At 55.7% G+C, this 25,639-nt stretch carries 21 protein-coding genes and 1 tRNA gene; 6 read left to right on the forward strand and 16 right to left on the reverse strand.

The window, feature by feature from the left end:
* Positions 1 to 344 precede the first annotated feature (344 nt).
* Positions 345 to 1,931, forward strand: a complete 1,587-nt coding sequence (locus AC4LE2_RS02495) for a DNA cytosine methyltransferase (RefSeq protein ID WP_491823943.1) — start codon at positions 345 to 347, stop codon at positions 1,929 to 1,931.
* Here the strand turns inward: AC4LE2_RS02495 and AC4LE2_RS02500 are convergent.
* Genes AC4LE2_RS02500 through AC4LE2_RS02515 form a run of 4 tightly spaced genes read right to left on the reverse strand, consistent with a single transcriptional unit; the run spans position 1,879 to position 7,379 of the window.
* Positions 1,879 to 2,340 (reverse strand): very short patch repair endonuclease, encoded by a 462-nt coding sequence (locus AC4LE2_RS02500; RefSeq protein WP_491823944.1) that lies wholly within the window; start codon positions 2,338 to 2,340, stop codon positions 1,879 to 1,881. The genes AC4LE2_RS02495 and AC4LE2_RS02500 overlap by 53 nt on opposite strands.
* Positions 2,337 to 4,121: an AIPR family protein gene (locus AC4LE2_RS02505; protein ID WP_491823945.1), complete on the reverse strand. Its 1,785-nt coding sequence runs from the start codon at positions 4,119 to 4,121 to the stop codon at positions 2,337 to 2,339. The genes AC4LE2_RS02500 and AC4LE2_RS02505 overlap by 4 nt, the downstream gene beginning before the upstream one ends.
* On the reverse strand, positions 4,118 to 5,131 hold the full coding sequence (locus AC4LE2_RS02510; protein ID WP_491823946.1) for a PD-(D/E)XK motif protein: 1,014 nt from the start codon (positions 5,129 to 5,131) through the stop codon (positions 4,118 to 4,120). The genes AC4LE2_RS02505 and AC4LE2_RS02510 overlap by 4 nt, the downstream gene beginning before the upstream one ends.
* Positions 5,115 to 7,379: a Z1 domain-containing protein gene (locus AC4LE2_RS02515; RefSeq protein ID WP_491823947.1), complete on the reverse strand. Its 2,265-nt coding sequence runs from the start codon at positions 7,377 to 7,379 to the stop codon at positions 5,115 to 5,117. The genes AC4LE2_RS02510 and AC4LE2_RS02515 overlap by 17 nt, the downstream gene beginning before the upstream one ends.
* 2 nt (positions 7,380 to 7,381) lie before the next feature.
* Between AC4LE2_RS02515 and AC4LE2_RS02520 the strand changes: the two genes are divergently transcribed.
* Complete coding sequence (locus AC4LE2_RS02520) at positions 7,382 to 8,641, forward strand: IS256 family transposase (RefSeq protein ID WP_491823948.1); 1,260 nt, start codon at positions 7,382 to 7,384, stop codon at positions 8,639 to 8,641.
* Here AC4LE2_RS02520 and AC4LE2_RS02525 read toward each other — a convergent pair.
* From AC4LE2_RS02525 to AC4LE2_RS02540, 4 genes are all read right to left on the reverse strand, one after another.
* Positions 8,625 to 9,401: a hypothetical protein gene (locus AC4LE2_RS02525; protein ID WP_491823949.1), complete on the reverse strand. Its 777-nt coding sequence runs from the start codon at positions 9,399 to 9,401 to the stop codon at positions 8,625 to 8,627. The two genes, AC4LE2_RS02520 and AC4LE2_RS02525, sit on opposite strands and share 17 nt — an antisense overlap.
* Positions 9,398 to 10,852 carry an ATP-binding protein gene (locus AC4LE2_RS02530; protein ID WP_491823950.1) on the reverse strand — a complete coding sequence of 485 codons (1,455 nt, stop codon included), beginning with the start codon at positions 10,850 to 10,852 and terminating at the stop codon, positions 9,398 to 9,400. The genes AC4LE2_RS02525 and AC4LE2_RS02530 overlap by 4 nt, the downstream gene beginning before the upstream one ends.
* A 76-nt stretch (positions 10,853 to 10,928) precedes the next feature.
* Positions 10,929 to 13,322: a sigma-70 family RNA polymerase sigma factor gene (locus tag AC4LE2_RS02535; protein WP_491823951.1), complete on the reverse strand. Its 2,394-nt coding sequence runs from the start codon at positions 13,320 to 13,322 to the stop codon at positions 10,929 to 10,931.
* A gap of 390 nt (positions 13,323 to 13,712) precedes the next feature.
* A protein-coding gene (locus tag AC4LE2_RS02540; RefSeq protein ID WP_491823952.1) for an IS3 family transposase occupies positions 13,713 to 14,932 on the reverse strand; the annotation gives its coding sequence in 2 pieces (ribosomal slippage) (positions 13,713 to 14,587 and positions 14,587 to 14,932; 1,221 coding nt in all).
* Between the two features lie 164 nt (positions 14,933 to 15,096).
* Between AC4LE2_RS02540 and AC4LE2_RS02545 the strand changes: the two genes are divergently transcribed.
* Positions 15,097 to 16,253, forward strand: a protein-coding gene (locus tag AC4LE2_RS02545) for an IS3 family transposase (protein WP_491823953.1) whose coding sequence is annotated in 2 segments (ribosomal slippage) — positions 15,097 to 15,364 and positions 15,364 to 16,253 — 1,158 coding nt in all. Because the reading frame shifts where the segments join, the coding sequence is not laid out codon by codon here.
* A gap of 117 nt (positions 16,254 to 16,370) precedes the next feature.
* On the opposite strand, the gene AC4LE2_RS02550 is transcribed toward AC4LE2_RS02545, so the two are convergent.
* From AC4LE2_RS02550 to rpsU, 6 genes are all read right to left on the reverse strand, one after another.
* Positions 16,371 to 16,685 (reverse strand): helix-turn-helix domain-containing protein, encoded by a 315-nt coding sequence (locus AC4LE2_RS02550; RefSeq protein WP_491823954.1) that lies wholly within the window; start codon positions 16,683 to 16,685, stop codon positions 16,371 to 16,373.
* On the reverse strand, positions 16,682 to 17,026 hold the full coding sequence (locus AC4LE2_RS02555; RefSeq protein WP_491823955.1) for a toxin: 345 nt from the start codon (positions 17,024 to 17,026) through the stop codon (positions 16,682 to 16,684). Before AC4LE2_RS02555 ends, AC4LE2_RS02550 begins: the two co-directional genes overlap by 4 nt.
* Before the next feature lie 265 nt (positions 17,027 to 17,291).
* Positions 17,292 to 17,368 (reverse strand) — tRNA-Ile (locus tag AC4LE2_RS02560).
* Positions 17,369 to 17,525: 157 nt separating this feature from the next.
* Positions 17,526 to 19,373 carry an RNA polymerase sigma factor RpoD gene (rpoD, locus tag AC4LE2_RS02565; RefSeq protein WP_491823956.1) on the reverse strand — a complete coding sequence of 616 codons (1,848 nt, stop codon included), beginning with the start codon at positions 19,371 to 19,373 and terminating at the stop codon, positions 17,526 to 17,528.
* A gap of 67 nt (positions 19,374 to 19,440) precedes the next feature.
* The gene (gene dnaG / locus AC4LE2_RS02570; RefSeq protein WP_491823957.1) at positions 19,441 to 21,399 is read right to left on the reverse strand and encodes a DNA primase; all 1,959 of its coding nucleotides are present in this window, start codon (positions 21,397 to 21,399) and stop codon (positions 19,441 to 19,443) included.
* Between the two features lie 164 nt (positions 21,400 to 21,563).
* A complete protein-coding gene (rpsU, locus tag AC4LE2_RS02575) occupies positions 21,564 to 21,779 on the reverse strand; it encodes a 30S ribosomal protein S21 (RefSeq protein WP_002551877.1) in 216 nt (71 codons plus the stop codon).
* A 199-nt stretch (positions 21,780 to 21,978) separates the two neighbouring features.
* Here rpsU and tsaD point away from each other — a divergent pair, with 199 nt between their 5' ends.
* Complete coding sequence (gene tsaD, locus AC4LE2_RS02580) at positions 21,979 to 23,004, forward strand: tRNA (adenosine(37)-N6)-threonylcarbamoyltransferase complex transferase subunit TsaD (RefSeq protein ID WP_491823958.1); 1,026 nt, start codon at positions 21,979 to 21,981, stop codon at positions 23,002 to 23,004.
* 7 nt (positions 23,005 to 23,011) lie between these two features.
* Here tsaD and plsY read toward each other — a convergent pair whose 3' ends face one another.
* Entirely contained in the window at positions 23,012 to 23,581 is a 570-nt protein-coding gene (gene plsY / locus AC4LE2_RS02585) for a glycerol-3-phosphate 1-O-acyltransferase PlsY (RefSeq protein WP_491823959.1), read from the reverse strand.
* Positions 23,582 to 23,653: 72 nt separating this feature from the next.
* Between plsY and folB the strand changes: the two genes are divergently transcribed.
* Both folB and folK read left to right on the forward strand, forming a co-directional pair.
* Positions 23,654 to 24,007, forward strand: a complete 354-nt coding sequence (gene folB / locus AC4LE2_RS02590) for a dihydroneopterin aldolase (RefSeq protein ID WP_491823960.1) — start codon at positions 23,654 to 23,656, stop codon at positions 24,005 to 24,007.
* A complete protein-coding gene (gene folK, locus AC4LE2_RS02595) occupies positions 23,998 to 24,489 on the forward strand; it encodes a 2-amino-4-hydroxy-6-hydroxymethyldihydropteridine diphosphokinase (RefSeq protein ID WP_491823961.1) in 492 nt (163 codons plus the stop codon). Before folB ends, folK begins: the two co-directional genes overlap by 10 nt.
* Here folK and AC4LE2_RS02600 read toward each other — a convergent pair.
* Positions 24,458 to 25,579, reverse strand: coding sequence for a tRNA nucleotidyltransferase/poly(A) polymerase-related protein (locus AC4LE2_RS02600; protein WP_491823962.1), 1,122 nt, complete (start codon positions 25,577 to 25,579; stop codon positions 24,458 to 24,460). The two genes, folK and AC4LE2_RS02600, sit on opposite strands and share 32 nt — an antisense overlap.
* Positions 25,580 to 25,639: the final 60 nt, after the last annotated feature.

Here is a 25,639-nt window from a genome sequence, read left to right on the forward strand (position 1 = left end):
GGGGGATGTTTTTAGGATGGTGGCATTATGCTTTCATTTTGTTTCAGGATCCCGTTTTTCCGACGAGGTGCGCTAAATTTATGTGTGCAATGTAATTTTGCAATTTGACTATTGGTTTTTCTTGTGCTTCTTGCCCTCGGCCTTGTTGGATTGTGAACGCAGCATTACCCTTTTCTGAGGCGTGACAGGTACGATTATGGTTGCTCTTACCTGTATCCTTGCTCGCAATCTGGCGAAACGGTACCATTCTGCGGCATCTTTCCCTTCCTAAGGGTCTGGAGGCAGTAGCTCCATAGCTCTAGAAAATGCCTCCCACTCCCGCTTCAGGCGCATTGGCTAACTCAATGAATTATAAGGAATCTATCCCGGTCGTTGACCTGTTCGCCGGGCCGGGCGGACTCGGAGAAGGATTCTCTTCTATTGGCGGCAGTGAGAAGGGAAGGCAAAAATTCCGACTCCGAGTGTCGATAGAGAAAGATGCTATTGCACACGCTACGCTGTCCCTTCGAGCGCTATTTCGCGCCTTCCCAAAAGGCGAAGTTCCTGAAGCTTACTATCAGTATGTGCGCGGGGAAATAAATCGCGCTGAGCTTTTCGCTCATCCAAGCATTCCAACTGAAGCGATAGAGGCCTCGCGAGAAGCGAAACAGGCTGAGCTAGGAAAAGTAGCGCCAGAGCAGGTGGATCAGTGGATCCGAGACGCTTTGAACGGCGCGCAGGAGTGGGTCTTAATTGGCGGTCCTCCCTGTCAGGCGTACTCCGTTGCGGGCCGAGCGCGCCGCACGAAAGAGAGCCAAGAGGCTTTCGAAAGCGACGAGAAGCACTTCCTATACAAGGAATACTTGCGAATCATCCAAGAGTTCAAGCCTACGATTTTCGTTATGGAAAACGTAAAGGGCATGCTTTCCTCTAAGCACAGCGGCTCGCATATCTTTCAAAAAATTCTCAGCGACTTGTCTGGTCCCGCAGAGGGGCTGGCTTATCACATCCGGTCTTTTGTGGTAACTGAAGATGTGGAAAAACTTAAACCTCATGACTTTGTGATTCAGGCCGAGCGCTATGGGCTTCCTCAAGCCCGTCACAGAGTAATTTTGTTTGGTATCCGTGCGGACGTTGCCTTGACTTGTCCTGCACTGTTGGAGCGCCCGGAAAATCTTGTTCTAGAGCGCAGTCAAGCACCCTTCACTGTTGAGCAAGCGCTATCTGGGCTTCCACCCCTTAGGAGCGAGATTTCGCGTGGCAAAGACTCTTTAGAAGAGTGGCTTGCTGCGTTACAGGAAGCGCACACACTTCTCCTACGACATTACGTTGCAGGCAATGGGAGCCTGCTAGACATAATGCAAAAAGCTGCGACGGACGCAAGCAGGCTTGCCTCGAGCGGCGGAAAATTTATTTCTTGGAGCGCAGTCACCAAAATGACGCCTAAACAGCGGGAGTGGTACTTAGACCGCCGGCTGAAAGGGGTTCTCCAGCACAAAGCCCGAAGTCACATGCGTTCCGACCTGCATAGATATATCTACGCAGCTAGCTACGCAAAGCTTCATGGAACGTCGCCAAAGATCCAGCAGTTCCCCAAGCAGTTTCTTCCTGCTCACGAAAACGTCACGTCCGAGTCTGTTCCTTTCTGCGACAGATTCAGAGTTCAGATGGCTGATGGACCATCAACAACGATAGTTGCCCATATATCGAAAGATGGCCATTACTACATTCACCCTGACCCAAGCCAATGCCGCAGTCTGACGGTACGTGAAGCTGCAAGGCTGCAGACCTTCCCTGACAATTACTTTTTCGAAGGCAACACCACACAACAGTACAATCAGATAGGAAATGCAGTCCCCCCGCTCTTGGCCCGTAAAATAGCGGCCATTGTGGCGACAGTCATTGATTCATATCGGGCGGGGAAAGTTCGCCAGAGCGCTCAGAGCCTCTGATCCACTCAGACAGAGTGTCGGGCAGAGCTTTCAGCCCATCTTTATCTCTTGTCAAGCACTCCCATACTACAAGTACTCTCCATCCTGTCTCAGCCAGGCGTATAACAGCTTTCCGATCCCTCTCGACGTTGGCACCAAGCTTCGCCGCCCAGAACTCCGTACGAGTAGCTGGAATTTTCGCGTTTGCGCATCCGGAATGCAGGTGCCAAAAGCAACCATGTACAAAGATTGCGACCTTCCATTTCGGCAGCACGATATCGGGGGCACCTGGCAAATCTCTGCGATGTAATCGAAAGCGGAAACCAACCTTGAAGAGAGCCCTTCTCACAAGAATTTCTGGCTTGGTATTCTTTCCCCGTATCCCGGACATCATGCGACTCCGGGAGGGTGCATCGACGATATCCGTCACTGGCCTCCCCGGCGCGCTTCTGGAATATCAATAACTGGCGAGGAGAAAGGTCGAGAGAACATGGCCTCAAGACACTCCGGACGCTTCGCCCACTCGGAAATCATTTTTCCATTTGCAGTTTCATGGAGACGGTCGTAGACCTCGCGAGCCCAAATCTTTGCTTGCTCTACAAGTTGAGGTGATACCGCTTGTCGGCTCCAGATACGATCGAGGTCAAACCACTCGCCGTAGGACTTGGATATTAATGCAACGGTATAGGCTGCGACGTTTGCGAGAAATGCCGGAACCAAAGGTCGCGCGGCCTTATGGACCGTTTTGAACAGAAGAGTCTTGGCAACAATCGATTTGAAATAAGTGACGTCAGGAGCATGCGCCCCCCATCCGGCTTCTGAATCAGCCATGCTCGACATGAATCGGTCAAAGCATTTCTGCGAGCCGAGGCTTACTACATCTGGCTGTCCGTCCCAAGCCATGAAGTACTTTGCCAGTTCGGTTTTGGTGATTCGTCTTCCAGCGGGCACGGAATCTTTCAAGACTCGCAGCTTCGCCGGAGTCACGCCCTCCCGTGCGAGAAGAGTATTGTAGCTGCCAGCGGCTCGTTCATAGAACCACCTTCCAGTCCCATTTGGGCAATAAACTGAAAGGGACAGTCGCTCCACATCAACATGGAAAGGCTTGTTAGCTGAAAGATCTGATTGGCGAACCGAATTTTGACTATTCGCATAACGCGAGATATCGGAGACGAGCGCCTCTTCTTTTGCGGGGTCCGCCTCTTTCATAACAATGATCTTTGCGGGAACACGAACCTTGGTCAGATCTGTATCAGAGTACTTCTTCTTCGCAAAAAAAATAGAGGCGGTAGTCTGACCACCGTTTACAATTTGCATACCACGGAGCCAAACAATTCCAGGCGAACCGTCGCTAGCACGATCAAGCCGCATCTCATCGGCAACTAAGACTATCCCGTTGTTGTAGGCCATGAACCTCTCCGGCGCATTTCGAAGAGTATTCTGTAGCCCGGCATTTACGCCTTTGGCCTTGACGCTCAAAAAAGAGCGGACGTTTGCTTCCAGCAGGCGCGGCCCGAACTTCTCATACACAAATCGAAGTGCCTCGCCTGGGATAGCAGTCAGCGCGTAATCATAATCACCAGTTTCCCCCGGTACGAAAACGCAGGGCAATGGCGATCCAGAAACCTCTTTGAAGTCAATCACCAGCTCGTCACGCGGCTTTCCTTCCGACTTGTGACGGAACAGGCGCTCGATATCCATGACTTCAAGTTTTACATCTTTACCACCAACATCTCTGGATTTGAAACTCTTCGACTTGGCAATCCCATCCGTAAGGACGTAAACACGAACCTGCTCAAGCTCGTCGTAAATCTCTCTGATGGTTAATGCCAACGAGTGGACGTCGCTGGAGGGATCCAGCTTATCCGCAATTCTTCCTGCAGCACACAACTCCAGGAAACGTACACACTGAGCTGCAGCGGTCTTCGCATCTTGGTCGGAGATAGAGCTTAGTACGTCGAACCCCTCATAAAGGCTCACGAATAAGTCGAGCTGGTCTGCGTCCTCAGACATTGCGTATCCGCTAAGACGCAAATTGGCATTGCCAATCTTTCCTTGGAAGTGGCAAATCACTGGCTCGAAAGTCATTCCAGCATCAACAAGGTGCTGCATAACTACTTCTGCGAAAACAAGCTCAGCGAAAGGGGATCCCTCATTCATCTGCACTGCGATCTCGCCCTTGGTCTCAGCGAGAAATTCATCAAGCGTCATGCGATAACTCCTAGAAGCTCCAGAGCCGCGTCGAGATCCGAGAGGAAGTCTCTAGCATGGTCCAGGTTGATTTCGTAAAGAGCTCGCATTACTCCATTGGGGACGGCCCCGGGAGTAAGGCGTGGAAAGCCCTCCGACACGGAAAGAACTCGAATTTCTCTCAGTTCAAATTTGCGGGTGTATTTGCTTGAGTGGGCATCGGTATAGCCGGCAGCCAAGAGTTTTTCCCGAAAGATATTCACTGCACCAGAATCACCGCTGAGTCGGTGCTCAACTCCTGAGATTATCTCGGGCACGCTGAGTCCTTCCTGTCTCGGCGCAAATCTCAGAGCGGCAAGAAATAATGGCGATGCAACAGTGTCATCTAATTGCTCTAGCGAACCTATCTTTACAGGCAACCCCGAGGAGGACATCGTAGCCTTGACCTCAACGGCCCCATATCCTAGTAAAAAGTCTTGCGGAGCATCATCAGGCCCCACCCAAGCGCTCAGCACCAGATCCGATGTGATGTTCAAATCCAGCAACATGGTCAAAAATGTGAGTTCTCCCGCTAATCCAAGCTCCGCTTCAGCTCCAAGATAGGGGTGTCCTCGTAACATAAATCGTTGCCAAGCAATTACCCGTCCGATTAATACACGTAACAACCTTGCCTCTGAGTCACCGCCAGCCACTGCCTCATCCAGTGCCCCGACGATGTCGCACACCATCGAGGCGAACAACTCCGGGCTGCCTTCCGATCTGCGGCTGAGCGCTAACCTCGCGCCCATACCTGCAATCGAGTCTGTCCTTTCGAGCGAGAATCCGTTCCCCTCGGGAAGCTTCTCAGATAGAGCGAGCGCGGCATACGGAAAGCAGAACAGAACGGCCTCCGAGTTCGTCGGAGAACGTCGACCAGCTTGTACTTCCACAGGGCCGGCAGGAGGCAGAGAAATGGCGTTCCATCCAGGTAACGACTCGTTACCTGAGAGCGATGACCATGCCAACAAAAACTCTTCACTCAGACGGGCCATATTCCTGCATCCAATAAAGGAGATTGACCTCATATTCCACGCTTATCGTGTTCTTGCTTGCGGGAAATGCGATGGCAAAAGCCATAATTGGCTTCGTCCAGCCAGGAACAATAGGCCTTTTGGAACTTTTGTCCTTATAGAAGTATGGAGTAAGCGGATAGAGCATCAGGACCCCTCGATCAGCCTCACCGCCCAGCTTTCCGCGAGCTTCGCGAATGCCCTTACCGCTGGGAAAATTCGGGATTGTATCTCTGCCTCGAGCAGGCTCTGGCTTCCAAGCCGCACGAGTCAAAGCCAGAGCTTCGCGCCATACATCATCACCAATATCGACTCCTTCGTCCTTCGGATCGGTGAGCACTCCAATAGCAAAATTACTAGGGTCTAATTTCTCTGGATTATCAGGGTCTTCAGTCTTGCGAATGGAGAAGTTTTTTGACGGTACGCCGCCCGGGAACGTGTGCTCGTCGCCAACCCCATTCCCCCCACCCAATAGCGCAACGCTCCACCTACTCAACTGTCCAATATCGACCATTTTCGTTATGAACTCGGACAAAAGAGCAGCCTTGGCACTGGTAGCATTTGGATGGGTCGTGTAAGCCTCTAGAAAGGAGAGCACCTTAGACGCATCGACGTCTTTCCAAAGGCGAGCATTTGGCCACGAGTCGGACTCACCGTTTCTGCCATATTTAGGCACTATACTTGGGCCTGAAAGGGACTCAATAAGCGCGTCAGTGGCGTCGAGATTCTGCTGTTGGATTCGAGCGTTGCGATGAAAAAGAATTGTCTGCGGTCGCGTACCGCTGTAGCTCAATGAGAGTGTCTGCGAGTTACGCATCTTCAACGGAGAGGTGACCGTGAGCACCTCATGCGACATTACTTTTAGTCCGTACTGCTCTGGAGTTAGCTTGGCTTCGGCCATAAAATCAAACTCATCCCTAAGCTCTTCCGACGCATCGGCGATGTGACAGAACCAACTAACCAAATCAGATGACGTATACAAACGACACAGGTCCAAATAACCGGGGCGGTAGCCGAACCAACGGCCCATTTGCATGAGCGTGTCGTACATTTTTGTAGTACGAACAAAGTAGCTTACGCACAACCCTTCTAAGGTAAGTCCTCGAGCAAGCTTATCGCCGCCTATCGCAATAACTTTCAGTGCAGCACCAAGCGTTGCATAGTCGAGCGCGTCCTTAGCGGTTCCATTGATTGACCTGACTTGAATGTCAGCAAGCACATTAGGCAAAATCGTTATTATGTCATCCCAGCTCGGCATGGTTGGCGGATGCTCTTCGACAGACGACAACTCCAACACTTGATCTCTAGTCGGAAGGAAGTCTCTATCCCAGAGCGAGCGAAGCTGACTTAACAAGTCATCCGCACCAAAGCCTCTGGTGATTTTTTGTCGCATACGGCGCACTGCTTCTTCGATCTGCTCCCGCACGTGATTCTGCACGTCTACGTAGCGAGTCACATGAACCAACATGGAGCTGTGCTGATCTTTTTGGTTACGCAGCTCGCGAACAGCACAGGCCAGCACAAAAGCACATACAGCTTCGTTCAATGACGGAGGGATGAGCTCCTGTCCGTGGTAGGTAGGGACGTGCGTTTTTTTGTGTTTCGGTGGCATCCACCCCGAATCACTTTCAGGATCATAGTGATCAAGAATGTCTCGAGAAAGCGGTAGCGCGCCCTTGCGACCCTCCTTGGTCATCTTCCCAAACATGCGGGCAGGCCCTACATAGTTGGAAGGAGCCGCAAGGTTGATGATGAATGATCTTGGAAATAGGTCTGGCCCTTCCTTAACCGTCGTCCCTTTGTGATGAATGAAAATGTTGGCGAAAGGTGTAGCTGTGTAACCGACGTAGGCTTTGCGCGTAAACGAGTGAAGTACTTGGCGAATAAGACCGTTGAGGGTCTTCGGTTGATGTTCTTCATCGGGGGAGCCTTCATCATCAAATATTTGCTCCCCTGTATCCACTGAGGCGTTATCAGCCTCATCATCAATAACCAAGAGAGGCAGCTTCGTCACCAACTTGCGACCATTGCTCGAATCGCTGCTATCGGCGACACGCTTCTGAATCCAATCAAGCAAAGCGGTCAGAACAGTTTTTTGCTTCTTAACCACAAATAGCCAGGGTCGCTCTTCAGGCGAAATTCCGTGAAAGTGCTTGGCAATAGCTTTATTGAAGTCTCCAGGGACTGTCAGAAATTTTGTGTTCGGGCATAACATGAGCAAAAGGAGCATGTATGCCGACCAAAAAGAAACCTGCGCGCCAACCACTGAGAGATCTGCCCAAAATCCCGAAAGAGCTGCTTGAGTCTTTCGGTGAAGGGTTGATGACCGCTGATGCCATCGAGATGGCCTCTGCGGCGTTTAAGAAAGCCTTGATCGAGCGCGCCCTGAGTGCCGAACTCGGTCACCATCTGGGCTATCCATCGGGCGCGCAGCGGCCGGAGGATGAAACCAACCAGCGCAATGGTAAAAGCGGCAAGACGGTTCTAACCGGCGATGGCCCGATTCGGCTGGAGATTCCGCGTGATCGAGATGGCAGTTTCTCCCCCATCCTGATTCCCAAGCACGAGCGACGTTACACCGGTTTTGACGACAAGATCATCGCCATGTATGCCCGTGGCATGACCGTCAGAGAGATCCGTGCGTTTCTTTGCGAGCAGTACGGCACGGACGTGTCGCCGGACTTCATCAGCTCTGTAACTGACGAGGTCATGGCAGAGATCGGCGCGTGGCAACAGCGGCCCCTGGAGCCGATGTATCCCGTTATTTTCTTCGATGCCCTGCGGGTCAAAATCCGTGAAGAGGGGCTGGTCCGTAACAAGGCGATCTACCTGGCGCTGGGTGTATTGCCCAACGGAACCCGCGATATCCTTGGCATCTGGATCGAAACCACGGAAGGCGCCAAGTTTTGGATGAAGGTCTTCAACGACCTCAAGACACGCGGCGTCGAAGACGTGTTGATCGCGGTGACGGATGGCCTCAAGGGCATGCCAGAAGCCCTCAGCGCCGTGTTTCCAAAGACGACCTTGCAGACCTGCATTGTTCATTTAATCCGCAACAGCCTTGATTACGCGGCCTGGGATAAGCGCCGCGAATTGGCCAAGGCACTTAAGCCGATCTATCGGGCGGTCACCGCCGAAGCGGCCGAGCAGGCGCTGGATGCCTTTGAACATGGGCCCTGGGGCAAGCAGTACCCCACAGTCGTGGCGGCTTGGCGACGCGCGTGGGATCGAGTGATTCCCTTCTTTGTGTTCCCGCCTGCCATCCGCAAAGTGATCTATACGACCAACGCCATCGAGAGCATCAATGCGCAGTTGCGTAAGATCATTAAAACCCGAGGTCACTTCCCGACCGACGAGGCCGCGACCAAGCTGATCTGGCTGGGGTTACGCAATATCACGGCCAAATGGGGCAACGCAGCCCATGATTGGAAAAACGCGATGAATCAGTTCGCGGTTCTGTACGGAGATCGATTTATCAGGCCGACCTGGTAAAGCATGGCTTGCCTAACGGCAGGCCGTTACCGGCCCGCACACAAAAAATCTGACAGGCCCAGTCTCCATTTTCGGCTCGCGTAGTGGCTGAATTAGTCTTTAAATCCTCTCCAAATTCTGCCACCCCAATAGGCATTCCGGGATCACGATCAACGGTCGTTTCATAACCAAGAAAACTTTCTTCTAATCGCATCTGTGTTTGCGAACGCAGATTGTTATGCATACCCGCGAGCACGATGATAATTTTGTAGCCCGCATCAGCCGCCTTACATATAAGCCCTGAGTAGTTGCTGGTTTTGCCCGACTGGACGTGCCCGACGACAAGACCTCTCCTATCCCAGCTATCTTCGCGCAAAGGGTCTTCCAGTAGACCAAGTATGTCGTCAGTAGCCTCATCGAGCCCTTCGACAACCGTATCCGAAAGTTTCGACTCCAAGTAGTCTCCGTAGCGCCTCCAGTAGTGCCAATCTTGTTTGCGGGCAGAAGTGAGCCAGTCAAAATGACCGGTGTTGTCCTTAAGTGTGGTCGCTTTGCCAACCCAATGACTGAAGCGCTGAATCAACGTAACAACCGCTTTTCCTTCATCCACATCAGGAAAGGATTCTTCCGCAAACATTGCCGTCGCAAGCTTGACCTTTTCAGCGATGAAAGCAGGCGTAACTTTTGACTTATCCTTCTCTGCCTTCACCAACCGCTGTGCAGTAGCTATAACGTTTTCCAACAGCTCTATTTGCGCTGCTGCCTCTTCCGCTGAAGTCATTCCGACCCTCCCAATTTGGCGACCAGCGCTGGGTATTTTTGAAATGGAACGGTTCTGAGCATCGACTTGCGCGCCTCTTCGAGGCTCAACCCTTTGCGATCCCTCAAGTCATTAAAAAAGACGCTTGCGACTTCAATGACGGCGGCATTCGGCTCTCCCTCAAAATCGGTTCTAGGCGTTTCCTTGTTTTCCGCAGTATCCAACCAGATGCGCTGGACTGGCACTGTCTCCTCAACGAGGCGAAGCATCGCTCGGACAAGATCAGCGCGAGCACCAACGGCTTCGATGACGGCCGCTACCGCGGGGTGGCCATTGTCGATGCGATAGCGCACGCCATCTTTGAGCCTCTCAACCCGCCATGCTTGCTCAAGCGGAGGGCCGGCCGAGACAGGCATCGACGCGCCACGGAAAGCGAACACCCTTCGGGCTCTCCCTCTCGTATCCTCAGCCAGCTTAGTGAGCCAAGCCCTAACAGTTACCGGGGGCCTGGCAGTCGATTTTTTAACGTCGATTTTCCAATCAGCATCCGCAGTGTTAGGGATATCCAGCCTTATCCGTGCAAGCCGATGCGATTCCTCTCGATTCCAGGCCCGTCCTTGTCCAAGGCCCAGCCAACCACCAGCGAGAAGGAGACGGCGGTTCCGATATACGTAGAAACCCTGCTGGGAAGTCCAGCCTTCCGGACCGCCTGTTCCACGAAACTCCTCCTCAGAGAGTCGATCCTTATGGGGGAGAACATGACATTGCGCCTCGACTGCCCCTGAGTTCAGCGAGATTTTGGCTACAGGCGAATGCCAAGGCTTAGCAGGATGCCCAATCATAAAGGGGTCCCAAGGGTTCACCTTCTGGTCGTTTATAAACAGTTGCAGGGAGGGGGTCGGTCCCTCAAGAAACCGATGGAAAACCATCGCCAGCCGCATTTCCACATCATCTATAAGGTCAGCGAAGTGATCTAGACTGTAGCCTGGTGTGACGATCCGATCTAGGCATTCCCACAAAACAAGCGTTCCGGAGGTTGCCGAACTCATTGAAGTAATCGATGCCTCGGAGCCATTAGCAGGCCCTTCAAACATTATCCAGCCAAGATCTGGTGCAGCAGCAATTGCGTCCAAATCCCACCGCAGGCAGGAGGCTTGTTCATTTAACGTCTTGGAAACGACGGTAAGGCGACGGCACTGTGAAAAAGACGCTGTTTTCAACCCCATACCAAAGCGGCCAAGATCTGAAGCAGAACGCTCTTCAAGCGGATTCCTTGCACCGAGGGTCATTGCAGACTCAAGCTCAGAGTCGCTCATTCCTCGACCATCATCCAAAATCGAAATCTTGCTGCGTTCACTAGCCCAGTCAAACCGCACATGGATATTGGACGCCCCGGCAGATATACCGTTATCTATAACATCTGCCAGCGCTGTAGCAGTTGTGTATCCAAGCCCCCGGAGCGCCTCAAGCATCGCGCCGGCTCTCGGCGGCGCACTTCTAGTTCTCTCGTTCATTTGAGGTAATCAACTCTAGGCAAAATGATGAGCCCTAAGACAAAAGGGCGCGCTCCGACGACAATTCTTGGGATGGTGCCTCAGCCAAATCATCAGGCTCTACCTCGGCATCTTCGGGCGAGCTACTGTCGAATTCTTTCATGTTCGCTCGCTTAGAAGCGGAAAGAATGGAGGTCATCTCTGGGTGAAGCAAGTCGCCTACGTGAGATATGTCAAAGTGATCGCCGATATAAGGGCGAAGATTGTCCCTCTTGGCTGGGGTAGACAGCTTTTTCAGGGCTTTCGACTCGATTTGCCTTATGCGCTCGCGGGTAACTTCAAACCGGCTTCCTATCTCCTCCAAAGTCATCGCATCTTCTTGCCCCAGGCCAAAACGGAACATGACAACGTCAGCAGAACGCTGATCGAGACCGTTGATCAATTCGAGAAGAATGGCTCGGAGGGAGGCATGTTCTGCGGCCAAAGCCGGATCAGACGTTTCCACTTCCGGAACGACCTGCACCAATGGTATGTCGGAGTTAGGGAGAAAATCGTCGAGACTGGTGATCTCCGTAACTGTGCTCAGCAGAAGTTTGAGCTTCTCCAACGGGATTCCGGAACGAATAGATATCTCCCGCTCGGTCTCTACTTTCCCTGTGCGCCCCTCCAGTTCGGCCCGCTCCTTGAGGGTCTTGCGGGCCAGCTCCTGCATATGTAACGGAACTCGAATGGCACGCGCTGTATTGGCAATAGAGCGCGAAATTTGTTGCCGAATCCACCAAGTAGCGTAAGTGGAGAACCTGAAACCTTTCCTCCAATCGAAACGCTCTACAGCCTTCATCAAGCCGATATTCCCTTCCTGCACCAAGTCATCGAGCGGAATGTCTGACCACAGGTATTTTCTAGCGATAGAAAACGCCAGCCGAAGATTGGCGAGGATCATCTTCTCGCGAGCAGCCTCTTGGCGACGAATAGCAGTAGAAAATAAGGAGCTTATAGGATCAGTGTCGGAGCATTTCGAGAGCTCCAGCAAGAACCCCCGGAGCAAGCCAGCGTTGCCTAAAGCAACTCGGACTTTTGCTTGGTCGCCAACAGCCAACCGTGCTTCAGAAACAGCTGCCACAAAGGCTGCCGCGTCCGGTTCAAGCTCCTCTTCTTCATCAGCATCATCGTCAAGCAACGCACTATCGAATTTGGCTTCGGCATCCGACGAGGCATCCTTCCCAGAACTGAACGTTTCGTAATCTGCCTCCCCGCTTACAACTTTTTCCGCTGCCTCAAAAGTGCGCGCAAGACCATACGGCCATGATGAAAGAGCATCGAGGGCGAGACTTTCGGCCTCCTCCATCTCTTTGCCTAAAGCAATCTCCTCATCGGCTCGAAGTAGCTTAGCCTTGAACGACTTGACGTAGTGTCGTAGGGGGTCGTTTTTGCCAGAAGCCAGATCCTTCGTATATCCCAATACCTCGGCCAGTAAATGCTCTTCGTCGCTTGTGGGGGTGCCCAGGAAAGAGGAGTTATCCAGGCCTTCTTCATAGATCCGAACACTGAGATCGTTCAGAACAAAGTGAAGTAGGTTTTCAAACTCCTCATTGCGAGATCCGTCTGGCCGGAGACATAGCTCTATAAGGGCTCCCTCTGGGACCCATCCTTCCCGTATGCCTTGAAATAGCATGCCTCGGATTCCCTCATCGTGTTCACGCACGAGGGGCAGGGATCGTTCAGGAAGGAATAGTTCGATGTCGTCCCAGCTTTCGTCTGTATCAATCGCCTTATGGAGACCGATAAGCACCTGCAGCTCGGTGACGCTGGGGGCAATAGAGTCATTCCCAGTCGGGGCGTCTGTCTCAGATTCAGCCTCCCAGAGATTTTCGAACCCCGACTCTAGAGGCTGATCGTCGAGCTCCAGAATGTGTGCTGGGGCGTTCGAACCATAAAAGTAGTCGGGGAAAGGACTCAAGACTTCAATCGCTCCAAGTACACCGAGATGCTTGAACTCACCTGCTATCCCGGAGCCTGTAGGCTCCTCAACTGTTGGTTCCAAAGCCGTAGTATCGAATTCATAGGAGCTTTGTATTACTGCAGGCATAGCTTCCGAGAGAAGCATTGAGCCTGGACCTAAATCCAGAGGGCCAGCTCCATCACCCCCTTGATTGAGCTCCTCCGGCCGAGGAAGACTTTCCAATATTGCGATACATTCTGGACAGCCTCCTTTCAACGCATGAGCGAGCGCGCTTCGGCCTTCAGCATCGATAAGTTCCAGGCTAGCACCTGCATCCAGCAGTAAACGAAGAACCCCCTTTTTCTTGCGGGCTGCGGCGAGCATTAAAGGAGTACAGCCGCTCCCGTCACGGGCATCGAGATTGTCACCTCTGGAGATGTGAAGCCTGACGGCGACCTCAACTCCAGCGATTGTAGCCATACGAAGCAAAGGATTCAGAGTAGCCATCTCAAATCCTAAACATTCGAGCCTCCTCCAGCTCCGAGCATTCGGCGAAGAAGGTCGGGCGGAAGAGTCTTAAGCAGGTCGTAATTCGATGAGCAGAGGGCTTCATGTCTATTTTTCAATCCTTTGCGGTATGAGTGCTCATGCCCACCCTGACCAGCGTGAAGGTGCCCATTGACGGGTTGTGGGTACCTATAGGTAGGGACTCGGCGCTCATTTCTGAGCTTGGAAGCTGTGGTAGCTAGCGGAGATGCGAATGTGGTCACAATATCCATTAGATACAAGCAGGTAAAGAATTTCACATCTGATCGTTACATCTTGCGCTATGCGCTGTATCGATTTCGTACCTTCGGACCTGGACTTGCCCCTACCAAACCGGACACCTACTCCCCGTTAAATTGATGCTGCCGCCGAGCGCCTGAACTCCCTCGGCGAGCGATATTTCAAAGCGCTGTGCGGATGCTGCTCGTTGTAGTGTTCGAAGGCAATCGCCAGGTTACGCAGCGCCGTTTCCCGATCCGGCTTGGGCATGTGCGCCACGTAATCACGCTTGATCGTCTTCACGAAACTCTCGGCCATGCCGTTGCTCTGCGGGCTACGCACGGGCGTGGTCACCGGCTGCAAACCGATCTGCCGAGCAAACAGGCGCGTCTGTTCGGCGGTGTAGGCGCAACCGTTATCGCTGAGCCATTGCACCGGCGTCGCGGGCAACTGATCGCCGAAACGCTTCTCCACGCTTTCCAGCATCAAGTCGCGGATATCATCGCCGCTGTAACCGGTCGGGCTCGCAACCCAGCCGATGGCTTCGCGATCACAGCAATCGAGGGCGAAGGTCACGCTCAGTTTGGCGCCGTCCTCGCAGCGGAACTCAAAGCCGTCCGAGCACCAACGTGTGTCGCTGGTTTTCACGGCGATACGGCCTTCGTGCCGACGTGGCACGCCGGGCTGTTTGATCCGGCGTTCAAGCAGAAGATTGTGGTCACGCATCACCCGGTAAACCCGCTTCACGTTGATCGCTGGCAGCAGCTGCGTTTCACGGGCGCGACGCAGCAATCCCCAGACACGACAGTAGCCATAGCTGGGGAGTTCACTGACCTGTTGCTGGATTTCAGCTACCAGATCAACATCGTCCACAGGCCTGCGTCGCCGTACTTTGGGCGATACCGATTGCTTGATTCGAACCGTTAATTGCGAGCGCGCTACACCGAGACATTCGCTGACCAGCTTCACTGGTCGTCCCCCGGCAACAAGGGTGAGTGCGCAATCCATTTTCGCGACCGGGCGATCTCCACGGCCTCTTTGAGGATTTCTGCTTCCATCGTTTTCTTGCCCAGCATCCGCTGCAGTTCACCGATCTGCTTGAGCGCATCGCTCAACTCGGAGGCAGGCACCACAGCTTCGCCAGCACTGACCGCCGACAGGCTGCCGTCCTGATACAGCTTGCGCCACAGGAACAGCTGGTTGGCATTGATGCCATTGCGCCGAGCCACCACCGAAACGCTTTGCCCCGGCTCAAGACTCTCGCGAACCATGGCCAGTTTTTGCTCTGGGCTCCAGCGGCGTCGCCGCTCCTGGCCCAAAAGCTCCCCACTCTTATCGTTGCTGTTAGTCATAAACATAACCGTTTGCCTATCCCTTATCGTAAGGGGGAAACGGTGTCCTATCTTTCATGGGGCTTGTTCACTCTTCAGCATCTGCATCGACTTATGACCACTGATTGATCTTACCCAGCCCAAGTGGACACCCCGTTAAGCGATACACTATAACGAGGAGAACCATGGCAAGCCAAGCAAAGACGATGAGGCAGACCCGTATCCGGCACTCGCAGACCTACAAAGATGAAGCCCTGGCCTTGGCCGATCGCATCGGCATGAGCAAGGCTGCCGAGCAGCTCAGCCTTCATGCGTCACAGCTTTATGGCTGGAAAAGCAAGAAGCATCAGGCCGAGGACAATACCGAGCGCGAGCAGTCGCTGGCCGAAGAGAATGCACGGCTCAAGCGGCAGTTGGCTGAGCAGGCAGAGGAATTGGCCATCGTAAAAAAGGCCGCCGCGTACTTTGCCAGGAACCTCAAGTGAAGTACGCCTTCATACAGGCGCAAACGCCGCATTTCTCGATCAAAGCCATGTGTCGTGTGCTGGGCGTTGCCCGTAGTGGCTACTACACCTGGCGCTCATGTGGGGCATCAGTGCGTCTGCAACGAAGTGTTGAATTGGACAAACAGGTTGCCCATGCATTCGTTGCTCGTAAAGGCCGGAGCGGAGCGCCACGGTTGTGGTACGACCTGCAAGACGCCGGGCGGCCCTGTAATCGCAAGACCGTTGCCGCTTCGGTGCGCAGGCAAGGGCTACGTGCCAAAGCCGCCAGGAAGTACAAGGCCACCACTTACTCGCGCCACACGTTGCCTGTAGCCGCGAATCTCCTCAATCAGGACTTCTCTGCCTCAGCACCGAACCAGAAATGGGTAGGTGATATCACCTATCTGCACACCGATGAGGGTTGGCTTTATCTGGCAATGGTTATCGACCTATATTCCCGAATGGTGATTGGTTGGGCCGTAAGTGAGCGTATGACTGCCGAGCTGGTCTGCGATGCCTTGCGCATGGCATTGTGGCGGCGTAAACAGCCTCAAGGTGTGATCGTACATAGCGATCGTGGCAGCCAATACTGCTCGGCGGCTTACCAGCAATTGATCGTCGCTCATCAACTCAAATGCAGCATGAGCGCTAAGGGCAACTGCTACGACAACGCGTGCGCGGAGAGCTTCTTCCACAGTTTGAAGATTGAATGCATCCATGGCGAGCGATTCAGCGGTCGTGCTCAGATACGTGAAGCCGTGTTCGAATATATCGAGATAGACTACAACCGCCAGCGGCGACATAGCTCGCTGGGGCATATCAGCCCGCTAGCCTTCGAGGCTCGGATGAGTGCTTAAACCCCTGTCCACTGATGCTGGGTGAGATCACTCTTTCATCTAACCTCTAACTACTACTCTTACGGCTTTCTCGCCTAGTTGATCTGGTTCGACTGGCTACCACTCATCTCCGGGCAATCATGCCAGCGCCGCCAAGTGCTCTACGGTTTCTGGATATTTTTGTACGAGGCGGATCAGGGTTGCAGCTTGGGCATTTGGTTTGGCACGGCCTTGTTCCCAGTTTTCTAGGGTGCGGGTATTGGTGCGCAGATACATCGCGAAGACCGGGCGGGACATGTTGAGCTGTTGGCGAATGCCGACCAGCTCATCGGCACTGACTTCTGGCAGCTCGTTGAGTCGTGCTTTGTGGGAGCGCAATGTGAGCTTCCCCTGATGCTCATCGGCCAAGGCTTCAAAGCCTTCGACCAGTTCAGCAAAAATGTCACGTTTCATGGTTCGTTCCTCGCCTCAATTTCGGTGTCTAACAGCTTCTTGAGAATCTTCTTCTGCGCCTCGCTCAGGTCGTCTTGGATGTCCTTACCATAGATGGTAAATAACCAGAACTGTGCGCCACTCAGCCACCAGTAATAAATGATCCGAATGCCCCCACGCTTGCCCTTCTGGCGCTTCTCATCGGCGAAGCGGATTTTACGTAAGCCACCTGTTCCTTGGATCACATTGCCCGCTTCGGGATTCTCAATTAGGACGGTCTGGAAAGCACGAAAGGCATCGTCATTCAGATAGTCCAGCCGGTACCGCTGAAACGGGGGAAGCTCAACAAACACTGCTTTCATTTTATGTACGTTATCTGCGTATAGTTTGTGGCGCGGTTGACGCATCGTCAAGGTGATCTAGGGTTCGTTGGGCAGCTTATCGAGTTTGGCGACTCAGTCTTGCTTTCGGTTTGGAAAATTTTGAGGTTGGCTGCCTAGCTTGGTTTGCTCCGCATGTGTACCCAACATACCAGCGCTCCACCATTCCGTACCTTCGCACCACAGGACTCTATCCGCAGCAATCCAACCGGACACAAAAAAGCCGCGCAATGCGCGGCTTTGAAGTTGGTGGGCCCACACGGACTCGAACCGTGGACCAAAGGATTATGAGTCCTCTGCTCTAACCAACTGAGCTATAGGCCCTTTAGAGGAGGGCGATTATAACGGGGGTTGGGGTTGGGTGCTATCTGAAATAGCGTTTGGATTGGTGCTGCCGCTTACCTAAACACCCTAAAACACGCGGAGACGAAAACCCCAGGCCAGGCCTGGGGTTTCGTGTAACGCAGCTTACGCGTGTGGCTTACTCATCCAGGAACGAACGCAGGTGTTCACTTCGGGTAGGGTGGCGCAGCTTGCGCAGGGCCTTGGCTTCGATCTGGCGGATACGCTCGCGGGTCACGTCGAACTGCTTGCCCACTTCCTCAAGGGTGTGGTCAGTGTTCATGTCGATACCGAAGCGCATACGCAGCACTTTGGCTTCGCGGGCGGTAAGGCCGGACAGGACTTCGCGGGTCGCTTCCTTGAGGCTTTCAACCGTTGCCACGTCGATCGGGGACTGCATGGTGGAATCCTCGATGAAGTCGCCCAGGTGGGAGTCTTCATCGTCGCCAATAGGCGTTTCCATGGAGATCGGCTCTTTGGCGATCTTCAATACCTTACGGATTTTGTCCTCAGGCATCTCCATGCGCTCGCCCAACTCCTCAGGCGTTGGCTCGCGACCCATTTCCTGGAGCATCTGCCGGGAAATACGGTTGAGCTTGTTGATCGTCTCGATCATGTGCACCGGAATACGGATGGTGCGCGCCTGGTCAGCGATGGAGCGGGTAATGGCCTGGCGAATCCACCACGTAGCGTAGGTAGAGAACTTGTAACCACGCCGGTATTCGAATTTATCCACCGCCTTCATCAAGCCGATGTTGCCCTCCTGGATCAAGTCCAGGAATTGCAGGCCACGGTTGGTGTACTTCTTGGCGATGGAGATCACCAGACGCAGGTTCGCCTCGACCATTTCTTTCTTGGCGCGACGGGCCTTGGCCTCGCCGATGGACATGCGACGGTTGATGTCCTTGATTTCCGCGACGTTCAAGCCGGTCTCAGCTTCAAGGTCGATCAGCTTCTGCTGGCAACGCTGGACGTCGGCCTGTACGCGACCGAGTGCTTCGGCGTACTTAGCCTTGCCCTTGGCCAGGAACTCGCTCCAGCCTTGGTCAACCTCGTTGCCAGGGAACAGGCGAAGGAAGTCGGCGCGGGGCATGCGGGCGTCCCGGACGCACAACTGCATGATTGCGCGCTCTTGGGTACGAACGCGATCCAGGGCGCCGCGGACTTTCTCGACCAGCACTTCGTACTGCTTGGGCACCAGCTTGATCGGCATGAACAACTCGGCCAGCAGCAGCATCGCCGCTACGCTTTCCTTGTTGGCGCGACCGTGCTTTTTCAGGGCCTTGCGAGTGACTTCCAGCTGGTCCGCTACCGCGCCAAAGCGCTGTTGCGCAATAACGGGGTCGGGGCCGCTTTCAACTTCGTCTTCTTCGTCGGTGCTGGCGTCTTCTTCTTCGTCCTCGTCGTCTTTAGCGGCGGCGACTGCTTTCGGGTCCACGGGAACCGGTGCGTCCGAAGGGCTGGCAATGGCGTCATCCGGGTCGATGTAACCGCTGAGGACGTCCGACAGGCGGCCACCTTCGGTGGTTACACGATCGTATTCGCTCAGGATATGGTCGACGGTACCCGGGAAGTGAGCGATAGCGCCCATGACTTCACGAATACCTTCTTCGATACGCTTGGCGATTTCGATCTCGCCTTCGCGGGTGAGCAGCTCCACGGTACCCATTTCACGCATGTACATGCGCACTGGGTCTGTGGTGCGACCGATATCGGTTTCAACAGCGGCCAACGCAGCGGCGGCTTCCTCGGCGGCAGCCTCGTCGGTGTCGGCCTCGGCCAACAACAGGGCATCCGCATCCGGGGCAGTCTCGAATACGTTGATCCCCATGTCATTGATCATGCGGATGATGTCTTCCACCTGCTCCGGATCTGAAATATCCTCAGGCAGGTGGTCGTTGACCTCGGCGTAAGTCAGGTAACCCTGCTCACGACCACGGGTGATCAACTCTTTGATACGAGATTGTTGTTGCGCTTTTCCGGACATAACACCCTATCCACTGAAGGTCTTGGCGGGCAAAAAACAAGCCGAGGATTATACCCGAGCTAGGACCTCACGCGCCAGTTGAGGTCGGGTTTTGTGCGTTTGCGTTGCGGCTAAGCAATTCGCGCAGCAGGTTTTTTTCCTCTGCATCCAAGTCGCCCAGCCTTGCCTTTTGAATCAATTTTTCCAGGCTGCGCTCACGTTGCCGCGCGGACAGACTAGAAATGGTGTCGAAAAACTGTTGTTCAAGGTTATCGGCGTCGATCAACCATTCTTTCTCGGCCAAAGCGCGTAAAAGGCGCCCTTGGTCCGTGCCGTGCCACCGTGCAATCAGTTGCAGCGAGCGCTGCTGAGGGTTCTTCTGCAAGGCCTCAAGCAGCGCCACCAGCAACTGCGCGTGTACATGATCTTCATCGGCCAGGTGACTGGCATCTTCAACTTTTGCCGCCAACTGCGGGTAGTGCAGCAGCGTACGCAGTGCCCCCAGGGTGAGCGTCTCCACCGTGGTAGGAATACGCGGTGCCCTGGGTTCGAACTCGCGCCGCTGGCCGCCACGGCCCCAGGTTTTGCCGTCGCGCTTTTTGCTTCCCACCTGGGGCGGTTGCCATTGCTGCTCCGGTAACGGGGCAGGGGCATCCAGGTAGGCCGGTGCATAGTCATCAGGCGGCTCGAAAGCCCCGTGGGCGCCCATCCCTGAGCCTTGCGATGTATTCGCGGGCGCCTGCTGCGCCAACTGGTTCATGGCCTCGCTACTCAGGCCAGTGATTTCACTGAGCCGTGCGCGCATCAAGGCTTTAAGGTTGGCCCCCGGTACTTTGTCGATCAAGGGCGCAGCAAGCGTCGCCAAGTGGGCCTTGCCTTCGAGCGAGCGAGGGTCGGCTTCCGCCGTCAGCTGTTCGAAGAAGTAGTCCGCCAATGGCTGTGCATGCTGCGCGATACGGGCGCGAAAGGCGTCAAGGCCCTCTGCACGTATCAACGTATCCGGGTCTTCACCTTCGGGTAGAAACAGAAAGCGCGCCTTGCGGCCATCCTGTAGGTTGCCCAATGCGGCTTCCAATGCCCGCCAGGCTGCGTTGCGGCCTGCCTGATCCCCGTCAAAACAAAACAAAATGCTGGGCACGATCCGGAACAGCCGCTTGATGTGCTCTTCACTCGTTGCCGTGCCCAAGGTAGCCACCGCGTTGCGCAACCCTTGCTGCGCGAGGGCGATGACGTCCATGTAGCCTTCGACCACGATCACTTCGTCAAGGTTGCGATTGAATTTTCGCGCCTCGAACAAGCCGTAGAGTTCTTGCCCCTTATGGAACACCGGGGTTTCTGGGGAATTCAGGTACTTGGGCTTGTCGTCACCCAGTACACGGCCCCCGAACGCGATCACCCGGCCACGGCTGTCGCGGATCGGAAACATCACCCGGTCCCGGAAGCGGTCATAGCGCTTGCCGCTTTCGGCGTTTTCTACCAGCAGCCCGGCATCGATCATTGCCCGTTGTTGCAAGATATCGCTGCTCAGGTGACGCAGCAGGTTATCCCAGCCTGGCGGTGCGAAGCCTAGGCCGAAGTCTCGGGCGATTTCACCGGTCAGCCCCCGGCCCTTGAGGTATTCAACCGCGCTTTTGCGTGCCGGGTGCTGGCGCAGGGCCTGACGGTAGTAGTCCGCAGCGGCAGTAAGCAGTGGATAAAGCGGCGAATCCGTAGGCTGGCGCGGCGTGTTGTTGCCGCGTCGCGACTCTTCGCGAGGCACTTCCATGCCTGCCGCCTTTGCCAGGTCCTCAACCGCCTGAGGAAAGTCCAGGTTGTCGTGGTCCATCAAAAAGCCCAGTGCATTGCCGCCGGCGCCGCAGCCAAAGCAGTAATAGAACTGCTTGTCTGGGCTGACGCTGAAAGACGGGGTTTTTTCTTTGTGGAACGGGCAACAGGCGGTAAAGTTTTTACCGGCTTTTCTGAGCTGTACGCGTGCACTCACCACATCGACGATGTCGGTGCGGTTTATAAGGTCGTCGATGAAACCTTGGGGAATAAGCCCGGCCATGTCATGCCCTCAACGGTGCGAACGCGATTGACGCGAGGGAGGGCGCGCGGCCGGCGCAGGGTGAACGGCAGGAGAGCCACTCGCCAATATTTTGTGAAGCACAATTGCCAATGGCCCGACTTTTTAGGGCCGGGCCAGACAAATGCTTGCAGCGAACGCTTGTATCAGTACAGGCGAACGGCGCGGCGCTGTTCGCGCTGGACTTTCTTGGCATGACGCTTAACTGCAGCTGCAGCCTTGCGCTTGCGCTCGGAAGTCGGCTTTTCATAAAACTCGCGGCTACGAACTTCGGCCAGTACACCGGCTTTTTCGCAGGAGCGCTTGAAACGACGCAGAGCTACGTCGAAGGGTTCGTTCTCTTTAACTTTGACGGCTGGCATCCAGGGCTACCTTATTTCATTACCGGGGCAACGTACCCCTGCATAAAGCGCGGTGGAATACGTCGGATTTCAAGGGTTGCGGATGTTACCCTCTGGCGCAACGGAATGCAAAGCCTCTGATCGAAAACCGCTGGTCGGCACGCTGGCTCACGACTATTATGCGCGCCTTCGTTACCGCCTCGGCAAAGGCTATAGACCCATGCTAGTACTGGGATTGGAAACATCCTGCGATGAAACGGGCGTTGCGCTTTACGACAGCGAGCAGGGCTTGCTGGGCGACGCGCTATTCAGCCAGATCGACCTGCACCGTGTCTACGGCGGTGTAGTGCCCGAGCTGGCCTCGCGTGACCATGTCAAACGTATGCTGCCCTTGATTCGCGAGGTGCTCGGCCAAGCGGGGCGTGTGGCAGGTGATATCAACGCCATCGCCTATACGGCAGGGCCGGGGCTCGTTGGCGCATTGCTGGTAGGCGCGTCCTGTGCCCGGGCCATGGCGTTCGCGTGGGGCATTCCTGCCCTGGGTGTGCATCACATGGAGGGGCACTTGCTAGCCCCCATGCTCGAAGCCCAGCCGCCGGCGTTTCCGTTCGTGGCCTTGCTGGTTTCAGGTGGCCACACTCAACTGGTACGGGTAGATGGCATTGGCCGCTATCAACTGCTGGGCGAAAGCCTGGACGACGCTGCTGGTGAAGCCTTCGACAAGACCGCCAAGCTCATGGGCCTGCCGTACCCAGGTGGGCCGGAAATCGCTCGGCTGGCGCTGCAAGGTACCCCAGGGCGTTTTACCTTCCCGCGGCCGATGACTGATCGACCGGGGCTGGATTTCAGCTTTAGTGGCCTGAAGACCGCTACCCTTACGGCGTGGCAGCAGTGCAAGGCGGCCGGGGATGACAGCGATCAAACCCGTTGCGATATCGCGCTGGCCTTCGAGCAGGCAGTGGTGGGTACTCTGGCTGTCAAGTGCAAGCGTGCGCTCAAGCAAACCGGGCTTACCCAATTGGTGATCGCAGGTGGGGTAAGTGCCAATGAATCACTGCGTACCACCCTCGAAGCCGTGACAGGCGAACTGGGCGGCAGTGTATTTTATGCCCGCCCGCGCTTCTGCACGGACAACGGTGCCATGATTGCCTACGCCGGGTGCCAGCGATTGCTGGCGGGCCAGCAAGAAGCGCTGGGTATTCAGGTGCATGCGCGCTGGCCCATGGAGCAGTTGCAGGCTGTGTAGGGCGCCGTTAAAAGTGACGTTCGCGGCCGGCGTACAAGGCCTTGAGGTTGCCGCGGTGGCGCCAGATCACCAGTAGCGTCAGCACGGCCATGGGTACCAGCGCCTGTGGTGCTTGCCAGGCTAGCACGGGCAGGGTCAGGGGGATCGCGATCAAGGCCGCCAGGGAGCTGGTGCGGGTGAGCTGGAAGGTCAGCGACCAGACCACCACTGCCAGCAGTAACGCGGGCGGGTAGAGGCCCAGCAGCATGCCTGCTGCAGTGGCAACGCCTTTACCGCCACGAAAGTTGAAGTACAGCGGAAACAAATGCCCGATCACCGAGCACAGGCCGATCCAGGCCTGGGCCTGCAGGCTAAGCCCTAAGGCCTTGGCCAGCAGCACGGGCACCAGGCCTTTGGCCAGGTCGCCCAACAAGGTCAGTATGGCCAGCTTGCGCCCTGCCACGCGCAGCATGTTGGTAGCACCGGCGTTGCCAGAGCCACTGGCGCGAGGGTCGGGCATCCCGGCGCGCCGGCTGAGCAGGATGGCGAAGGACAGTGAGCCGAGCAGGTAGGCCAGGGCGGCCAGTAACCAAGACATGCTAACTATTCCGGGCGTGGACGTTCGGATTCTAACGGCGCAGTGCGCCTTTGTCGTCAAGGGAGAAGCTACGTGGACACCGTGTTCATCGAGGGCCTGGAAGTCGACACCGTGATCGGTGCCTATGACTGGGAGCGCGCTATTCGTCAGTGCTTGCGCCTGGACATAACCGTTGGCTGGGATAACCGGCCCGCCGCCGCCAGTGATGACCTCACCCTGGCGCTGGATTATGCCAAGGTCGCCCAGGCCACCGAGGCCTTTGCCCAAGCGGCGCAGTTCGAGCTGGTCGAAACCTTCGCCGAGCGCTTGGCGGCCAGCCTGATGGCCGAGTTCGGCATACCCTGGCTGCGCCTGCGGGTAACCAAGCCCGGCGCCGTACCGGCAGCCCAGGGCGTTGGCGTGGAGATCGAGCGCGGATGCTGTTGACCCGAGTGTACCTGGGCCTGGGTAGCAATACCGATCGCTATGCACACCTCAATGCCGGGCTCGACGCGCTGGAAGGTATGCTGGGCGACCTGCGCTGCTCCCCGGTTTTCGAAAGCACGCCGGTAGGCATCCAGAGCGGGCCTTTCCTGAACATGGTGGTCACCGGCCTTACGGCCCTGCCGTTGATGGAGCTGGACCGCAAACTGAAGTTTATCGAGGCGAACAACGGCCGCTACACCCCTGATCGGCAGGGCCTGCCGCTGGACATCGACGTGTTGCTGTACGGCCAGCAGGTGGGCACCTTCGATGGCCTGGTCTTGCCACGCGAGGAAATCCTGCGTAACGCGTTCGTGTTGTGGCCCTTGGCATTGCTGGCCCCGAACGAGCTGCACCCCGGGGCGCAGCGCACGTTCGCTGCCCTGTGGGCCGACGCCACTATTGATCAGGCGCTTACTCAGGTGCCATTCGAGCGTGCTCGCTAACGAACGCCTGTAGCGCTTCGAGCCGGCGTTGACGCAGCGCTTCGCCTAGCCCTTGGCCGGTAAAGCCGGCCTCTACCAATGGCTTGACCTGTACGCCCTGTGCGGTGCGTGCGGCGTCGCGCAGGTAGTCGCTTTCGCTGACCCCGTCATTGCCTTGAGCCTTCGCGGCCATTTCACAGGTGCCGAGGAACCCTTCGAAGCGCTGGGGCCGGCGGTATACATCGAACGCGTGCAGCAGGGTCAGCAGCGCGTCTGCAGACAGGCTCCGGGCCTTCGGCGCGCAGCGTTGATAGCGCCCGGCCAACTGCGCCAGCTCTTGGCAGTCTTTGGGGATTTTAAAGCGCTCACCCACCGCTGCGATGGCCTCGGGATCGCCCACGTGCAGCAGCAGGCACGCCCAGCGCACAGGCAGTGGCTGATCGGCCAGAGCGGCCTGGTGGAGGGCATCGAGGTTGGCGATCTCTGGAAATAACACCTCGAGTGCATTGCAGGCCTTGAGGGTCTCGAAAAATACCTGGGGGGCGGCTTCCATCAAGGCCCGGGAAATCTCCTTCCAGCTGCGTTCAGGCGTAAGCGCCTGCAGCTCACCGGACGCACTCAGCTCGCGCATCAGCGTCAAGGTGTCTGGCGCTATGCGAAACCCTAAGGGCGCATAACGCGCGGCGAAGCGCGCTACGCGCAGCACGCGTAGAGGATCTTCGGCAAATGCAGCAGAGACGTGGCGCAGCCACCGTTGTTGCAAGTCGGCCTGACCGCCGTAGGGGTCGGTCACCTCGCCGGTGTCCACGTCCTCAGCCATGGCGTTGATAGTCAAGTCACGTCGTTGCAGGTCTTGTTCGAGGGTCACGTCCGGGCTTGCATGGAATACAAAACCGCCGTACCCACGCCCGCTCTTGCGTTCGGTGCGGGCCAGGGCGTATTCAGCCCCAGTGGTGGGGTGAAGGAAGACCGGGAAGTCTGCCCCCACCGGGCGATAGCCCAAGGCGTGCATCTGTTCGGCCGTGGCACCAACCACTACCCAGTCCACGTCGGCCACTGGCAGGCCTAGCAGGCGGTCGCGCACCGCGCCGCCAACCTTGTAAATCTTCATGAGGGTCTCCTTTGACGCCACAGGATATACCCGTGGCGGTTCAGGAAGGGAGGGGGCAGC

This window comes from Pseudomonas sp. 9.3L (assembly GCF_058536285.1).

Coding starts and splice junctions, on each gene's coding strand:
- AC4LE2_RS02495 (WP_491823943.1), top strand. CDS start 345: ATGAATTATAAGGAATCTATCCCGGTCGTTGACCTGTTCGCCGGGCCG.
- AC4LE2_RS02505 (WP_491823945.1), bottom strand. CDS start 4,121: ATGACGCTTGATGAATTTCTCGCTGAGACCAAGGGCGAGATCGCAGTG.
- AC4LE2_RS02510 (WP_491823946.1), bottom strand. CDS start 5,131: ATGGCCCGTCTGAGTGAAGAGTTTTTGTTGGCATGGTCATCGCTCTCA.
- AC4LE2_RS02515 (WP_491823947.1), bottom strand. CDS start 7,379: ATGCTCCTTTTGCTCATGTTATGCCCGAACACAAAATTTCTGACAGTC.
- AC4LE2_RS02520 (WP_491823948.1), top strand. CDS start 7,382: ATGCCGACCAAAAAGAAACCTGCGCGCCAACCACTGAGAGATCTGCCC.
- AC4LE2_RS02525 (WP_491823949.1), bottom strand. CDS start 9,401: ATGACTTCAGCGGAAGAGGCAGCAGCGCAAATAGAGCTGTTGGAAAAC.
- AC4LE2_RS02530 (WP_491823950.1), bottom strand. CDS start 10,852: ATGCTTGAGGCGCTCCGGGGGCTTGGATACACAACTGCTACAGCGCTG.
- AC4LE2_RS02535 (WP_491823951.1), bottom strand. CDS start 13,322: ATGGCTACTCTGAATCCTTTGCTTCGTATGGCTACAATCGCTGGAGTT.
- AC4LE2_RS02550 (WP_491823954.1), bottom strand. CDS start 16,685: ATGAAACGTGACATTTTTGCTGAACTGGTCGAAGGCTTTGAAGCCTTG.
- AC4LE2_RS02555 (WP_491823955.1), bottom strand. CDS start 17,026: ATGAAAGCAGTGTTTGTTGAGCTTCCCCCGTTTCAGCGGTACCGGCTG.
- rpoD (WP_491823956.1), bottom strand. CDS start 19,373: ATGTCCGGAAAAGCGCAACAACAATCTCGTATCAAAGAGTTGATCACC.
- dnaG (WP_491823957.1), bottom strand. CDS start 21,399: ATGGCCGGGCTTATTCCCCAAGGTTTCATCGACGACCTTATAAACCGC.
- rpsU (WP_002551877.1), bottom strand. CDS start 21,779: ATGCCAGCCGTCAAAGTTAAAGAGAACGAACCCTTCGACGTAGCTCTG.
- tsaD (WP_491823958.1), top strand. CDS start 21,979: ATGCTAGTACTGGGATTGGAAACATCCTGCGATGAAACGGGCGTTGCG.
- plsY (WP_491823959.1), bottom strand. CDS start 23,581: ATGTCTTGGTTACTGGCCGCCCTGGCCTACCTGCTCGGCTCACTGTCC.
- folK (WP_491823961.1), top strand. CDS start 23,998: ATGCTGTTGACCCGAGTGTACCTGGGCCTGGGTAGCAATACCGATCGC.
- AC4LE2_RS02600 (WP_491823962.1), bottom strand. CDS start 25,579: ATGAAGATTTACAAGGTTGGCGGCGCGGTGCGCGACCGCCTGCTAGGC.